This is a genomic window from Escherichia sp. XD33 (assembly GCF_019375075.1).
Classification (GTDB): domain Bacteria; phylum Pseudomonadota; class Gammaproteobacteria; order Enterobacterales; family Enterobacteriaceae; genus Enterobacter; species Enterobacter flexneri_A.
In genome coordinates this window covers 1-13,962 of record NZ_JAENDM010000070.1, presented here as the reverse complement: position 1 = coordinate 13,962, position 13,962 = coordinate 1, and the positions used below count along the sequence as shown (strand labels likewise).

Below are 13,962 nucleotides of genomic sequence, written 5' to 3'. Positions count from 1 at the left end.
TTATCAGCAAGCGTTACACTCAGCGCATTGAGCGACATAATCTGAATCTGAGACAACATCTGGCAAGGCTGGGACGGAAGTCACTGTCGTTCTCAAAATCGGTGGAGCTGCATGACAAGATCATCGGGCATTATCTGAACATAAAACACTATCAGTAAGTTGGAGTCATTACCCTCATTTTTTATATCGTTCCAGGCCTGTTTCAAATAATTATTTGCAGTGCAACTAATTCCATGTATATTACTACCCATATATAGCGTCTATAAAATTTAATAAATAATGACGCCCTAGTTAAACTTAAAGTGCCTGGTTCAACTATCAAAAATCGCTCACCCTTTTTCACCTGTTTAAAATATGTTCAGCAACCCATCTTGATGGCGACCTCCTCTCCGCGATGATTTCAATAACATATTCTGTGTTGGCATATGAAATTTTGAGGATTACCCTACACTTATAGGAGTTACCTTACAGGGGTTCCTTCAATTTGTGTTGATTTACGCGAGATAACGCTATGGAATTAAAGGATTATTACGCCATCATGGGCGTGAAACCGACGGACGATCTCAAGACAATCAAGACCGCCTATCGTCGACTTGCCCGCAAATACCATCCTGATGTCAGCAAAGAACCGGATGCCGAAGCCCGCTTCAAAGAGGTCGCTGAAGCCTGGGAAGTGTTAAGTGATGAACAACGTCGCGCTGAGTATGATCAGATGTGGCAACATCGCAACGATCCGCAATTTAACCGTCAGTTCCACCATGGCGACGGTCAGAGTTTTAACGCCGAAGATTTTGACGATATCTTCTCGTCAATTTTCGGTCAGCATGCCCGCCAGAGCCGTCAACGCCCCGCCACACGCGGCCACGATATTGAAATCGAAGTGGCGGTATTCCTCGAAGAAACGCTTACTGAGCATAAGCGTACCATCAGCTATAACCTGCCGGTTTATAACGCCTTTGGCATGATCGAACAGGAAATTCCGAAAACGCTGAATGTGAAGATCCCGGCGGGCGTCGGCAATGGTCAACGCATCCGTCTGAAAGGCCAGGGGACGCCGGGCGAAAACGGCGGTCCAAATGGCGATTTGTGGCTGGTGATTCATATTGCGCCACATCCGCTGTTTGATATTGTCGGCCAGGATCTGGAAATTGTGGTGCCGGTTAGCCCGTGGGAAGCGGCGCTGGGTGCTAAAGTCACCGTTCCAACACTGAAAGAAAGCATTTTGCTGACTATCCCGCCAGGCAGCCAGGCCGGGCAACGATTGCGCGTTAAAGGCAAAGGTCTGGTGAGCAAAAAACAGACCGGCGATCTGTATGCGGTACTGAAAATCGTGATGCCGCCGAAACCGGATGAAAACACTGCCGCGCTGTGGCAGCAACTGGCAGACGCCCAGTCGTCTTTTGATCCACGTAAAGATTGGGGGAAAGCATAATGGCTAATGTTACGGTGACTTTTACTATTACCGAATTTTGCCTGCATACCGGCATCTCTGAAGAGGAGTTGAATGAAATTGTCGGTTTGGGGGTGGTTGAACCGCGTGAGATCCAGGAAACAACCTGGGTATTTGACGACCATGCCGCCATTGTGGTGCAACGCGCGGTACGCCTGCGTCATGAACTGGCTCTGGACTGGCCGGGGATCGCGGTGGCGCTGACGTTAATGGATGATATTGCGCACCTGAAGCAGGAAAACCGCCTGCTGCGCCAGCGGCTTTCCCGGTTTGTAGCTCATCCGTGATGTGTGTTTGCCGGATGCGATGACGCATCTTAACCGGTCTACAAAGATTACAGTTCCTGTGGGCCGGATAAGACGTTCACGCCGCATCCGGCAACTGCGCCATAATGCCTGATGCGACGCTAAACGCGTCTTTTCAGGCGCACAAACGACGTTATCTGTTTTGGTGGTCGCACTCCACTAACACCAGCAATAACTGGCTTAGTGCCGCGTAAAAACCAAAGCTGTCATACTGACGACAACGCGCAACAAACTCTGGTAACCATTGCCACAGCGCCGTCAGTGTTTTTTGCCGCAAACTGTCGATTCTTCGCGCAGGAACGGTCCCCTCTCCCAGCGAAAAATGCAGATGGCTGAGCAATTCGAGATAGATCGCCAGATGATCTGCCGGTTCGTTGAAATTGCCGCTGGTTTCCATCCCTGCCTCAACTAACAAGCGTTTAATCTCTTGCTCGTCCTGTTTGTAGGCCGATGCATACGGCAGCGCCGCTTGTTTGTCGGTCATCAGAAACAGGCCGCAAAAGTCCGCGGCCAGTTCCAGACGGGCATCGTCACGTACTGTCAGCGTGGCAATACGGTTTTCCAGCTCGTTCACCGCCGCAGTGAGCGGCGGTTCGCTTTTCAGCAACGAAAACCATTCAGCCATCTGCGCACTGGCGATTTGCGTCAGTTGTTCATCGTCCAGCTCACGGGAGAACAACTGCGCTAGCCAGGCGTAAACACAGGCAATCTGTTGTGCTGTCAGCGTGGTCATGATTTCACCTGCGACGCGGGAACATATTCGCACTGCGCCACCATCTCCACGGGGCCGTTAAACGCCGTCACCTGCTCCACTGTTCCGTTGTACTTCTCAATTTCCACCAGCGTAGTGTGCGCACTGGTCGCCTGCGCCAGCTGCGATGTACCGATGTCGATGGTCAACACGTTGGGGTTACCGTATTTGCACAGCGCACCAGGCTCGCCGCCTTTATCTGGATCGTACCATGCCCCTTCGTGAATTCGTGCCACGCCGGGTGCATAGCGGTCAGAAACCACTGCCCCTGCCAACACCTGACCGCGAGCGTTAAAGACGCGTACCACATCACCGTTACGAATACCGCGCGCGCTGGCATCCTGCGGGTTAATGAATACTGGCTCTTTACCCGCTACCGTATATTGCTGACGCAGCGTTTCCGACTCACATAACTGCGAGTGAAGTCGGAAATCCGGATGCACAGATTGCAGATGCAACGGATACTTTTGCGAGCCAGGCCCACCGTGGGAGCGTTCGATTTTCTCAAACCACATCGGATGCCCCTGACAATCGTCGTAGTTCATATCGGCGATAGTTTTCGAGTAGATCTCAATCAGGCCACTCGGCGTGCCCAGCGGTTCGAGATCCGGATCTTCGCGGAATGCCTGGTGGCGAACAAACATCTGCGGATGGTCAAACTCGACGTACTCTTTGTTATTCCAGAAGTCATCAAACGCTGGCAGATGAACGCCGCGTCCTTTGCCTTGCTGTACACCTTCCTGCCAGATGCGTTTCAGCCAGCCCATTTCGTCCAGCCCTTCGGTAAAGGCTTCTTCGCGATTAAAGCGACGGCACAGCTCGCGGAAAATATCGAAGTCGTTGCGCGCCTCGAACTGCGGCGGCACCACCTGTTTCATGGCGATAATGCCACGGTTGGAGTGATTGCCGTACTGGTCGAGATCGTTACGCTCAAACTGCGTGGTCGCAGGCAGTACGATATCGGCAAAGCGGCAGGTTGAGGTCCACTGGTTATCTATGGCGATAACCGTTTCCAGCTTGCGCAAGCCTTCAATAATGCGGTTGATCTGCTGATGGCGATGGAATGGGTTAGTTCCGGCAAAAATACACATTTTCAGCGGCGGCAGTTTTACCGATTTACCGTTCCAGTTGATCACTTTCCCCGGTTCGAGGATCGCATCGATAAAACGGGCAATCGGAATAGTGCTGCTGTAGCCTTTGTAGTCACTGTTGTCGTGAACAGGCGGAATCGACGTAGAGCCGGAGAAACCACTCAGAATAACGCCTTTACGCCCCGGCGTGCCTGCGCCGTTGTAGTGCCAGCCAAAACCAAAACCACCACCTGGCAGGCCAATTTGCCCCAGCATCGCCGCCAGAACCACAATCATCCACGCCCACTGTTCACCGTGCTGCATACGCTGCACGCACCAGCCAGCAATAATTTGCGTTCTGTTCGCCGCCATCTGCCGCGCCAGCCCACGAATGGTTTCGGCATCAATGCCGGTCAGTTTTTCAGCCCATGCGGCATCTTTCGGCTGACCGTCTTTCTCACCCAGCAGGTACGGCAGGAACTGCTCAAAACCTACACAGTAGTTAGCGAGGAAGTTTTTGTCGTACAGGTTTTCACTGTACAGCGTATACGCCAGCGCCAGTTGCAGCGGCACGTCAGTTTGCGGGTTAACCGCTATGTGCTTCACATGCCCGCGCCCCAGATACTCATGGGTGGATGTGACAACCGGATCGATGCTGATGACCTCAATTTCACCGGCGGCGACTTTCGCTTTTAGCTGCTCGTAATATTCATAAACATCGTGATCCGGGCACCACCAGTTCGCTTGCTGGTTTTTCAGCAAATCGGAGCCCCACAGCACAATGGTTTTGCTGTTCTGCAATACCAGCGGCCAGGAGGTTTGCTGTTCATACACTTCCATCGAACCGACTACGCGCGGCAGGATCACCTGCGCAGCACCGGTAGAGTAATCTCCGCCCGTACCAACGCTATTACCATGCAAGGCAATAGCTTTCGCCAGCATCCCCGAAGCGTTATGGAACATCCCCGTCGATTGCCAACCACTGGCGGTCAGCAAGGCACTCGGCCCGTGAGTTTTCTGCACGCGTTCCAGTTCTTCATAGAACATGTCGAGGGCTTCATCCCAACTCACGCGCACAAAACGGTTATCACCGCGCTGGGAGGTATCGCTGAGATGGCGCTTACGCAGCCAGCCCACGCGTACCATCGGATAACGAATACGCGCCGCGTTGTGTACGTGATCCGGCAATCCGGCAATCATTTTCGACGGATATTTATCCAGTTCGAACGGTTTTGCCGCCACAAAGCGACCATCCTTCACCGTCGCGCGGATAGCCCCCCAGTGCGACCCGGTAAGAATGCCCTCTTTCGAGATGACAGCCTCAGTCGCCGCTTGCGCCGCAGTCGCACGGCGCGGCGTTAACAATGACGGCCCCAGCATCCCGGCGACGGTTAAGCCGCCGAGTTGTGCCAGAAAACGCCGACGTGATGCCTGAAAGAGATCGTTATTGTTCATTATTTTTCTTCCTTCTTATCGCCGTGAGCCTTACCTGCGGTGTCAGACGCATTCATTTGCAGATATTTCAACAAGGTGCGTTCTTCACGTTTATCGAGGCTGGTAAAGCCGATCATGCCGTTGAGCGTGCCAATCCAGCCGTTAGCGTCAAAGTGAGAGATTTCCGGTGCGCCGTGGCACTGGTTACAGGTGCCGTTGTACAACGAATCCGCATAAGCCCAGATCGGTTTGATATCGTTCACCATGTCACCTTTCTTCATCCACGCGGTGGCCTGCAACTTGCTCCACTCGGTATTGGTGTCGGCAACGGTGGTTTTCTCCAGCGTTTTTACCTGCTGCTGCACATCACCACGAATCGAGGCAACAAAGATGCGTTTACCTGGGAATTGGGTGAGTACACGCTGACGTCCGGCGCTTTCCGTCCAGCCGGTAATTTCAATTTGCAACCAGTCGCCGTCACGTTTAAGGACTTTCACTTCCGAAGCAGGCAGCAGAGAACCAGAGGCTTCTTTATCGCCTTTCGCCGCATAAATCGGCTTAATATCAATAGAGTACAGCGTGTCACCACTGTCATTAGCACTGGCGCGCAGCTCATCGAACTGCTTACGGAAGCCGCTACTCATATCCGGTAACTGGTGGGCAATACCTTTATGACAGTCGATGCAGGATTGATTATCTTTCGCTGCCACCTTCATCTGACGTGCCGCTTCAGGATGCTGCTTGGCATGATCCATCGCATCGTAGTTATGGCAGGAGCGACAGGTTGCCGAGTTGTTTTCTTTCATTCGCGCCCATTCACGCTCGGCAAGTTCCGCGCGTTTGGCTTCGAATTTTTCAGGTGTATCAATGGAGTGAGCAATAAAGGTCTGGTAAATGTCGTTGCTCGCTTCCAGTTTGCGCTTCACCATGCCTGGAATATCCGGCGGGATATGACAGTCATGGCATTCAGCTCGCACACCGGAGGCGTTCTGGAAATGCACCGACTGTTTATATTCTTCATACACCGGTTGCATACTGTGGCAACTGACACAAAATTGGGTTGTGCTGGTGACTTTGATCCCAACGTGTGGCAATACAATCAGCGCAATGCCAATCACAATCCCAATTGCGACCAGCGCCAGTACCGACCAACGAGCACTGGGTCGGCGTAGCGCGTTCCAGAGTTTCCGCATAATAACCCCTGTAGAATTATGGTTTAGTGAAGCGATCTTAATGAGCAAATATGAACAGCGGCACTGGTCAGGATGAACGGCTTACGGCAGAATATGAACAGATATGAACAGAATGAGTAAAACCCTCTGATGCCACATCACATTGTTATTGTTGAAGATGAGCCGGTTACCCAGGCGCGATTACAATCTTACTTCACTCAGGAGGGGTATACCGTTTCCGTTACAGCGAGCGGTGCCGGGCTGCGGGAAATTATGCAGAATCAGCCGGTAGATTTAATTCTGCTGGATATCAACTTACCCGATGAAAATGGCCTGATGTTAACCCGCGCCCTGCGAGAACGCTCAACGGTGGGGATTATTCTGGTTACCGGACGCAGCGATCGGATTGACCGTATTGTTGGGCTGGAAATGGGCGCAGACGATTACGTCACCAAACCGCTGGAACTGCGCGAACTGGTAGTACGGGTGAAAAATCTGCTCTGGCGAATCGACCTCGCGCGACAAGCTCAACCGCACACTCAGGACAACTGCTATCGCTTTGCCGGTTATTGCCTGAATGTGTCGCGCCATACGCTGGAGCGGGATGGCGAGCCGATTAAACTGACCCGCGCAGAGTATGAAATGTTGGTGGCATTTGTGACGAATCCGGGCGAAATTCTCAGCCGTGAACGTCTGCTACGTATGCTTTCTGCGCGTCGGGTGGAAAACCCTGACCTGCGCACCGTCGATGTGTTAATTCGTCGTTTACGTCATAAACTCAGCGCGGATTTACTGGTGACGCAACATGGTGAAGGTTATTTCTTAGCCGCTGATGTGTGCTGATAAAAATAGACCGGACGAAATCCCCCCGGTGACAGCGAGCGGCGGATATGTTCTCGGTCGGCATTTTTCGGCGTCAGAACTAAAATCGGTGGGCTGACATTATCAGACACCGATTGCCCCTGTAATTGCCTGATGGCCTGCTCAACTGCCAGTTCCCCCTGCCAGACCATTTGATCGCTGGCAGCCATAATCACTCTTCCCCGCTTCAGCCCGCGATACACCTGATGTGAAAGATAAAACGACACCACGGTAAGCGGCGTTTTCAGGTTACGCCCTTCCCCCATTGCCGCCTCTGCCGCAATGGCCGTTCCGGCAACGACGTCGATTTCTGGATGGCGTTCCAGCATCTCCTGCAACAGGTTACGCTGGATTTCAATATCGTTATCACCAAGCGCAATATCAACAATACGCACCGGGCTTCCGGCAATGGCTGCGCGAAAACCCTCGACCATCTCCTTACTGCCCCCGGCGTTATCGGGTCCGGGCATCAACAGCACATTCAGTGGTTTACCGTGCGCCCATTGCACCAGATATCGCCCCGGTTGATAGCCCATCTGAAACCAGGGCACACCAACGCGGCTTTTCACCTGGGGAGCATCAATAGCATTTACCAGTTCGATCACCGGCAGACTTGCTACCTGCTTTTGCAGGTCGGGAAATGAGGTCGTGCTACTACCGAGCAAAATGGCCTCTGCGCCCCACTGTTTACACTGGTCGATTTGTGCTTGCTGGGTAGCCAACTGGCTGTAGCCGCCTGCCTCCAGCACTTTTAAATCCACACCGTAGCGGCGAGCAGCCTCCTGCATACCATAGTTCAACGATAACCAATATGAATCTTTCAGGCTGGGATAAAGCGCGCACAGTTTCCATGCGCGTTTGGCTTTAAGCGGCGTAGAGGCTTGCACCGTGAAATGCTGCGCATCATGCCAGCGCAACAGGTTATCAGCCGAAAATGCCGGCAACATGAAAAGGGAAAGAAGTAAAAATAGCAGTACGCGCATGATAGCCTCATCAATAATAAGGCTTTATGCTAGATGCATTCCGCTTTGCGACTCAACCTTTTTCACCTAAAGTGCACCGACCGTGAATTTAACCCTGACCCGAAGACTCTGGATGGGCTTTGCCCTGATGGCGCTGTTAACCCTGACCAGTACCCTGGTGGGATGGTACAACCTGCGCTTTATCAGCCAGGTGGAAAAAGACAACACTCAGGCATTGATTCCTACCATGAATATGGCGCGCCAGTTGAGCGAAGCCAGCGCCTGGGAACTTTTCGCCGCGCAGAACCTGACCAGTGCCGATAACGAAAAGATGTGGCAGGCGCAGGGGCGAATGCTCACCGCACAAAGCCTGAAGATTAATGCGTTGCTGCAAGCGTTACGGGAACAAGGTTTTGATACCACCGCTATTGAACAACAGGAGCAGGAGATCTCCCGTTCGTTACGTCAGCAAGGGGAACTGGTGGGGCAGCGTTTGCAACTGCGCCAGCAACAACAGCAACTCAGTCAGCAGATAGTCGCTGCCGCCGATGAGATCGCACGCCTGGCGCAAGGTCAGGCGAATAATGCGACAACTTCCGCTGGAGCGACCCAGGCCGGGATTTACGATTTGATCGAACAAGATCAGCGTCAGGCTGCTGAAAGTGCACTCGATCGGCTGATTGATATCGATCTTGAGTATGTTAACCAGATGAATGAACTGCGCCTTAGCGCTCTGCGGGTGCAGCAAATGGTGATGAATCTGGGGCTGGAGCAGATCCAGAAAAATGCACCAACGCTGGAAAAGCAGCTCAATAATGCGGTGAAAATTCTGCAACGTCGGCAAATACGCATTGAAGATCCGGGTGTTCGTGCGCAGGTCGCAACAACGTTAACTACCGTTAGCCAATATAGCGATTTGCTGGCGCTGTATCAGCAGGACAGTGAAATCAGCAATCACCTACAAACTCTCGCACAAAATAACATCGCCCAGTTCGCGCAGTTTAGTAGCGAAGTCAGTCAGCTGGTCGACACCATTGAGCTGCGTAATCAGCACGGACTGGCGCATCTGGAAAAAGCGAGTGCACGCGGGCAATACAGCCTGTTATTGCTGGGGATGGTTTCACTTTGCGCACTGATTCTGATCCTCTGGCGCGTGGTTTATCGCTCAGTCACGCGTCCACTTGCCGAACAAACGCAGTCGCTGCAACGGCTGCTGGACGGTGATATTGACTCCCCTTTCCCGGAAACCGCTGGCGTACGGGAGCTGGATACCATCGGGCGGCTGATGGATGCGTTTCGCAGCAATGTTCATGCACTGAATCGCCACCGCGAACAGCTGGCGGCGCAGGTCAAAGCGCGTACAGCTGAATTGCAGGAACTGGTGATAGAACACCGACAGGCACGGGCGGAAGCAGAAAAAGCCAGCCAGGCAAAATCGGCGTTTCTGGCGGCGATGAGCCATGAGATCCGCACACCGCTGTACGGTATTCTCGGCACTGCTCAACTGCTGGCAGATAACCCCGCACTTAACGCCCAGCGTGATGATTTGCGGGCAATTACTGACTCTGGTGAATCGTTGCTGACCATCCTCAACGATATTCTCGATTATTCCGCTATCGAAGCAGGTGGCAAGAATGTTTCGGTCAGCGATGAGCCCTTTGAACCGCGCCCGCTGCTGGAAAGTACCCTGCAATTAATGAGCGGACGGGTGAAAGGTCGCCCGATTCGCCTGGCAACGGCAATTGCCGATGATATGCCGTGCGCGTTAATGGGCGATCCACGACGTATTCGTCAGGTTATAACCAACCTGTTGAGCAACGCCCTGCGTTTTACTGACGAAGGGTACATTATCCTGCGTAGTCGCACTGATGGCGAGCAATGGCTGGTCGAAGTGGAAGACAGCGGCTGCGGTATTGATCCCGCGAAACTGGCAGAAATCTTCCAGCCATTTGTGCAGGTAAGCGGCAAACGCGGCGGCACCGGGCTGGGGCTGACTATCAGTAGCCGTCTGGCCCAGGCGATGGGCGGCGAACTGAGCGCCACCAGCACGCCGGAGGTTGGAAGCTGTTTTTGTTTACGCTTGCCGTTACGTGTTGCCACGGCACCCGTGCCAAAAACAGTCAATCAGGCGGTGCGTCTTGACGGTTTACGTTTGCTGTTAATTGAAGATAACCCGCTAACCCAGCGAATTACCGTTGAGATGCTGAACACCAGTGGTGCGCAGGTTGTTGCTGTTGGCAATGCCGCGCAGGCTTTAGAGACACTGCAAAATAGCGAACCGTTTGCTGCCGCACTGGTGGATTTTGATCTGCCGGATGTCGACGGTATTACGCTTGCCCGACAACTGGCACAGCAATATCCGTCGCTGGTTTTGATTGGCTTTAGCGCCCATGTCATTGACGAAACGCTGCGCCAGCGTACCAGTTCATTATTCCGCGGGATTATCCCTAAACCGGTGCCGCGTGAAGTGCTCGGTCAGTTACTGGCGCACTATCTCCAACTGCAAGTCAATAACGATCAATCGCTGGATGTATCGCAACTCAATGAAGATGCTCAGTTAATGGGGACGGAGAAGATCCACGAATGGCTGGTATTATTTACACAACATGCCCTGCCGCTTCTCGATGAAATCGACATTGCCCGCGCCAGTCAGGATAGCGAGAAAATAAAGCGTGCCGCGCATCAGCTAAAAAGCAGTTGCTCGAGTCTGGGAATGCATATCGCCAGCCAGCTATGCGCACAACTGGAGCAGCAGCCATTATCTGCCCCCCTTCCACACGAAGAAATTACACGCAGTGTTGCCGCTCTGGAAGCATGGTTGCATAAGAAAGACCTGAACGCGATTTGAATCAATATCAGCCAGTTAAGAACAACTAGAATAGTGGCATTTGGTATACAACTTAACGGACTGGCAAAATCATGGCAGAGAATAAAAGAACCCGCTGGCAGCGGCGGCCAGGCACGACGGGCGGCAAATTACCGTGGAATGACTGGCGTAATGCCACGACCTGGCGTAAAGCGACGCAATTATTACTGTTGGCAATGAATATTTATATTGCCATCACGTTCTGGTATTGGGTGCGCTATTACGAAACGGCAAGTAGCACGACATTTGTCGCCAGACCGGGAGGTATCGAAGGCTGGCTACCGATTGCCGGGCTGATGAATCTGAAATATAGCCTTGTAACAGGTCAGTTACCGTCCGTCCACGCCGCCGCGATGCTGTTATTGGTCGCTTTTATCGTCATCAGTCTATTACTCAAAAAGGCCTTTTGCTCATGGTTATGCCCGGTTGGTACGCTTTCTGAATTAATCGGCGATCTCGGTAACAAACTGTTTGGTCGGCAATGTGTCCTTCCCCGCTGGCTGGATATTCCTCTGCGCGGCGTGAAGTATTTGCTGTTGAGTTTTTTTATCTATATCGCGTTATTGATGCCCGCTCAGGCGATTCACTATTTTATGTTGTCGCCCTACAGCGTGGTGATGGACGTTAAAATGCTCGATTTCTTTCGTCATATGGGGACCGCGACATTAATCAGCGTGACCGTTTTGCTGATTGCCAGCCTGTTTATTCGCCATGCCTGGTGTCGTTATCTTTGCCCATATGGCGCGCTGATGGGCGTGGTTTCGCTATTGTCGCCGTTTAAGATTCGTCGCAATGCCGAAAGTTGTATCGACTGTGGCAAATGCGCAAAAAATTGCCCATCACGGATCCCGGTCGATAAATTAATTCAGGTACGAACAGTGGAATGTACCGGCTGTATGACTTGCGTAGAGTCATGTCCGTTAGCCTCAACATTGACCTTTTCACTGCAAAAACCTGCGGCAAATAAAAAAGCCTTTGCGTTGTCTGGCTGGTTAATGACGCTACTGGTTCTGGGGATTATGTTTGCGGTGATTGGTTACGCAATGTATGCGGGAGTATGGCAAAGCCCGGTGCCGGAGGAATTGTACCGACGCTTAATTCCACAAGCGCCAATGATTGGTCACTAAATTAGCAACAAGCGGAACATCACCTCGCACGGGGTGATGTTCACAAAATCACATTATTTTGATTTTGACATCATAACTTTCAAGCCCGGTCATTTTTTCTCGTGCGGTGAAGCGAATTTCAGAGACTTCTTTCCCTGTATTCTTGTTCAGCTCGGCGATTTTTTGCGCGATAAAGTCGGCGATTTCCGTTTCGGCTTGTTTTTTTAACTCTTCAATATTCACTGTTAACCTCTTCTGGTCTTAAAAGACAGCAACACGCCAGTAAGGTGTTGGTTCCCGGTACCCTGGTCAGGTAAGAAATGTTATAAGCCATCTCCCCGAAAGATTCAATAATCAACAGGTTATCGCTTACTATACATACAGCGTTGAAGAAAAATAAGGCAGATATAAAAAAGGCTCCACGAGGGAGCCTGATATTATTTTGTGAAATCCAGCGGCGCATGGTCAGTGCGTATTTGCAGCGCGACGTTATCAAAGGTGATCATCGTCGATTTACAAAAAATACACTTAGCGCCCAAAGGGTTTCGCTCCGTCACATCGAATGCCGATGTGCGGTACTGTGAACCATGACAACATGGACAGCGGAAATGGAGATGTTGAGTAATAATGGCAACCTTAGAGCGTAACAACGTTCGCTGCCGCGGGGCCACGTTGCCCCTGCTCAATAGAAAATTCAACTTTCTGATTTTCGTTCAGCGTGCGGAATTCATTGCTCTGGATGGCGGTGAAATGGACGAAAACGTCTTTGCTGCCATCATCAGGAGTGATAAAGCCAAAACCTTTATCTGCGTTAAACCATTTTACTAAACCAGTCATTTTATTAGACATATTTTACTTCCTTCATTTTGGGCCTTTCGGCAAACAGGGCTTTAATACAGAAACTACTTAGTGTTCAGGAGAGAGACTCAAAAGAAGGGGATAATGCCTGATAATGAGAACTGCTTTAGTAAACTACTTTGTATGCTGTCTGTCTTTCAAACCGACGCAGCTATTAACGCATGATAATTGAGATTAAGCAAATTTTATTTTAGCCGTCCGGCGGTCTTAAATATCGCTGGCTTTATTTTATTAACCCCGTATAGTGCAGCGCAGTATTTTCAGTAAGGAATTTGTTTGTCCCGTAAAATGACAGGAATTGTCAAAACCTTTGATCGCAAAAGCGGCAAAGGATTCATTATCCCCTCCGACGGTCGTAAAGAAGTTCAGGTCCATATTTCCGCATTCACTCCCCGCGACGCAGAAGTGCTTATACCAGGATTACGTGTGGAATTTTGCCGCGTAAATGGCCTGCGAGGACCAACAGCGGCAAATGTTTATCTCTCTTAATATGACGCTGCTTGTTTAAAGCTGACTGGTTTTATTGGAATAGTGCAATAGTCAACATCATACATTATAACATCAGTTACTTTTCCACAAAGAAACTAATCCATTTAAGCGAATATCTCTGCACCTAATAGTTATAAATGCCATTTAACAGCCAGTTATAGTACCACTTGAAACTATATTACCAACAATAATTAATAGCTTTCGTAACAATTTCCTTATCTTTAATTTGTATTTTGCTAAGATTTATCTTATGCTCACAAGTCGTATTTCCAGAGGGGGATAGTTAACAATCTTATATTTCCCTCTGCGCGCCTTTCCTACCCGCAGTATATAGTGCAAGCGGTATGAGGAAAGGGAGATTTCACAAGGATGTTATACTCAAAGTAGACAATCCTGATCTCAAGCGTACGTATTGTCCATGCGATGAATAAAGGAAAAGTTATGAAACACAAGCTTTCTGCAATCCTTATGGCCTTCATGTTGACGACGCCAGCTGCGTTTGCTGCCCCTGAAGCAACATGATCCTACCCACGTAATATGGACACAGGCCTAAGCGAGGTTCTTGTTTTCAAATTGTTCCGGACTGAGGCCGCCACACCAACTGTGCCGCCGCCACCGATTGTAATCACATTCGATAT

General features: G+C 51.0%; 16 protein-coding genes and 2 pseudogenes. 8 read left to right on the top strand and 10 right to left on the bottom strand.

The genetic code is table 11. From position 1 onward, the window contains the following. On the top strand, nucleotides 1-158 hold a 158-nt coding region (locus K0778_RS22995; protein WP_213131679.1), incomplete at its 5' end, for an IS1 family transposase. Nucleotides 159-173: 15 nt separating this feature from the next. Here K0778_RS22995 and K0778_RS27870 read toward each other — a convergent pair. Beyond that, a pseudogene (locus tag K0778_RS27870) lies at nucleotides 174-251 on the bottom strand (hypothetical protein); the annotation flags it as partial. Nucleotides 252-511: 260 nt separating this feature from the next. Between K0778_RS27870 and cbpA the strand changes: the two are divergent. Beyond that, on the top strand, nucleotides 512-1,432 hold the full coding sequence (gene cbpA, locus K0778_RS22990; protein WP_000420621.1) for a curved DNA-binding protein: 921 nt from the start codon (nucleotides 512-514) through the stop codon (nucleotides 1,430-1,432). Further along, nucleotides 1,432-1,737 (top strand): chaperone modulator CbpM, encoded by a 306-nt coding sequence (gene cbpM, locus K0778_RS22985; protein WP_000024560.1) that lies wholly within the window; start codon nucleotides 1,432-1,434, stop codon nucleotides 1,735-1,737. The genes cbpA and cbpM overlap by 1 nt, the downstream gene beginning before the upstream one ends. 151 nt (nucleotides 1,738-1,888) lie before the next feature. Here the strand turns inward: cbpM and torD are convergent, their stop codons facing one another. From torD to torC, 3 genes are read right to left on the bottom strand one after another with little or no spacing between them, the layout of a single operon-like run. Continuing rightward, nucleotides 1,889-2,488: a molecular chaperone TorD gene (gene torD, locus K0778_RS22980; RefSeq protein WP_000209894.1), complete on the bottom strand. Its 600-nt coding sequence runs from the start codon at nucleotides 2,486-2,488 to the stop codon at nucleotides 1,889-1,891. After that, nucleotides 2,485-5,031, bottom strand: coding sequence for a trimethylamine-N-oxide reductase TorA (gene torA / locus K0778_RS22975; protein ID WP_001619299.1), 2,547 nt, complete (start codon nucleotides 5,029-5,031; stop codon nucleotides 2,485-2,487). The genes torD and torA overlap by 4 nt, the downstream gene beginning before the upstream one ends. Continuing rightward, nucleotides 5,031-6,203 carry a pentaheme c-type cytochrome TorC gene (gene torC / locus K0778_RS22970; RefSeq protein ID WP_001543616.1) on the bottom strand — a complete coding sequence of 391 codons (1,173 nt, stop codon included), beginning with the start codon at nucleotides 6,201-6,203 and terminating at the stop codon, nucleotides 5,031-5,033. Before torC ends, torA begins: the two co-directional genes overlap by 1 nt. Before the next feature lie 129 nt (nucleotides 6,204-6,332). On the opposite strand from torC, the gene torR reads away from it, so the two are divergent. Next, entirely contained in the window at nucleotides 6,333-7,025 is a 693-nt protein-coding gene (gene torR, locus K0778_RS22965; protein ID WP_001120112.1) for a two-component system response regulator TorR, read from the top strand. Here torR and torT read toward each other — a convergent pair. Next, nucleotides 6,998-8,026: a TMAO reductase system periplasmic protein TorT gene (torT, locus tag K0778_RS22960; RefSeq protein ID WP_001264933.1), complete on the bottom strand. Its 1,029-nt coding sequence runs from the start codon at nucleotides 8,024-8,026 to the stop codon at nucleotides 6,998-7,000. The two genes, torR and torT, sit on opposite strands and share 28 nt — an antisense overlap. An 82-nt stretch (nucleotides 8,027-8,108) precedes the next feature. Between torT and torS the strand changes: the two genes are divergently transcribed. Beyond that, nucleotides 8,109-10,853 (top strand): TMAO reductase system sensor histidine kinase/response regulator TorS, encoded by a 2,745-nt coding sequence (torS, locus tag K0778_RS22955; protein WP_072651336.1) that lies wholly within the window; start codon nucleotides 8,109-8,111, stop codon nucleotides 10,851-10,853. Between the two features lie 71 nt (nucleotides 10,854-10,924). Beyond that, a complete protein-coding gene (locus tag K0778_RS22950; RefSeq protein ID WP_063084445.1) occupies nucleotides 10,925-11,998 on the top strand; it encodes a 4Fe-4S binding protein in 1,074 nt (357 codons plus the stop codon). A 48-nt stretch (nucleotides 11,999-12,046) separates the two neighbouring features. Here K0778_RS22950 and K0778_RS22945 read toward each other — a convergent pair whose 3' ends face one another. From K0778_RS22945 to cspG, 4 genes are read right to left on the bottom strand one after another with little or no spacing between them, the layout of a single operon-like run. Beyond that, nucleotides 12,047-12,220, bottom strand: a complete 174-nt coding sequence (locus tag K0778_RS22945; protein ID WP_001019197.1) for a GnsA/GnsB family addiction module toxin — start codon at nucleotides 12,218-12,220, stop codon at nucleotides 12,047-12,049. Then, nucleotides 12,210-12,440, bottom strand: coding sequence for a protein YmcE (ymcE, locus tag K0778_RS22940; protein ID WP_001309400.1), 231 nt, complete (start codon nucleotides 12,438-12,440; stop codon nucleotides 12,210-12,212). The genes K0778_RS22945 and ymcE overlap by 11 nt, the downstream gene beginning before the upstream one ends. After that, nucleotides 12,415-12,603, bottom strand: a complete 189-nt coding sequence (locus K0778_RS22935; RefSeq protein WP_071524879.1) for a cold-shock protein — start codon at nucleotides 12,601-12,603, stop codon at nucleotides 12,415-12,417. The genes ymcE and K0778_RS22935 overlap by 26 nt, the downstream gene beginning before the upstream one ends. Nucleotides 12,604-12,613: 10 nt before the next feature. Further along, complete coding sequence (cspG, locus tag K0778_RS22930) at nucleotides 12,614-12,826, bottom strand: cold shock protein CspG (RefSeq protein ID WP_000066490.1); 213 nt, start codon at nucleotides 12,824-12,826, stop codon at nucleotides 12,614-12,616. A 285-nt stretch (nucleotides 12,827-13,111) separates the two neighbouring features. On the opposite strand from cspG, the gene cspH reads away from it, so the two are divergent. Both cspH and K0778_RS27865 read left to right on the top strand, forming a co-directional pair. Next, nucleotides 13,112-13,324 carry a cold shock-like protein CspH gene (gene cspH / locus K0778_RS22925; protein WP_000087763.1) on the top strand — a complete coding sequence of 71 codons (213 nt, stop codon included), beginning with the start codon at nucleotides 13,112-13,114 and terminating at the stop codon, nucleotides 13,322-13,324. A 441-nt stretch (nucleotides 13,325-13,765) separates the two neighbouring features. Continuing rightward, a pseudogene (locus K0778_RS27865) lies at nucleotides 13,766-13,840 on the top strand (hypothetical protein); the annotation flags it as partial. Nucleotides 13,841-13,873: 33 nt separating this feature from the next. Here K0778_RS27865 and K0778_RS22920 read toward each other — a convergent pair. Next, a partial coding sequence (locus tag K0778_RS22920; protein ID WP_071993917.1) for an IS3 family transposase occupies nucleotides 13,874-13,962 on the bottom strand: 89 nt, incomplete at its 5' end.

Coding starts and splice junctions, on each gene's coding strand:
- torA (WP_001619299.1), bottom strand. CDS start 5,031: ATGAACAATAACGATCTCTTTCAGGCATCACGTCGGCGTTTTCTGGCA.
- torD (WP_000209894.1), bottom strand. CDS start 2,488: ATGACCACGCTGACAGCACAACAGATTGCCTGTGTTTACGCCTGGCTA.
- torC (WP_001543616.1), bottom strand. CDS start 6,203: ATGCGGAAACTCTGGAACGCGCTACGCCGACCCAGTGCTCGTTGGTCG.
- torR (WP_001120112.1), top strand. CDS start 6,333: ATGCCACATCACATTGTTATTGTTGAAGATGAGCCGGTTACCCAGGCG.
- cspG (WP_000066490.1), bottom strand. CDS start 12,826: ATGTCTAATAAAATGACTGGTTTAGTAAAATGGTTTAACGCAGATAAA.
- torT (WP_001264933.1), bottom strand. CDS start 8,026: ATGCGCGTACTGCTATTTTTACTTCTTTCCCTTTTCATGTTGCCGGCA.
- cbpA (WP_000420621.1), top strand. CDS start 512: ATGGAATTAAAGGATTATTACGCCATCATGGGCGTGAAACCGACGGAC.
- ymcE (WP_001309400.1), bottom strand. CDS start 12,440: ATGCGCCGCTGGATTTCACAAAATAATATCAGGCTCCCTCGTGGAGCC.
- K0778_RS22950 (WP_063084445.1), top strand. CDS start 10,925: ATGGCAGAGAATAAAAGAACCCGCTGGCAGCGGCGGCCAGGCACGACG.
- cbpM (WP_000024560.1), top strand. CDS start 1,432: ATGGCTAATGTTACGGTGACTTTTACTATTACCGAATTTTGCCTGCAT.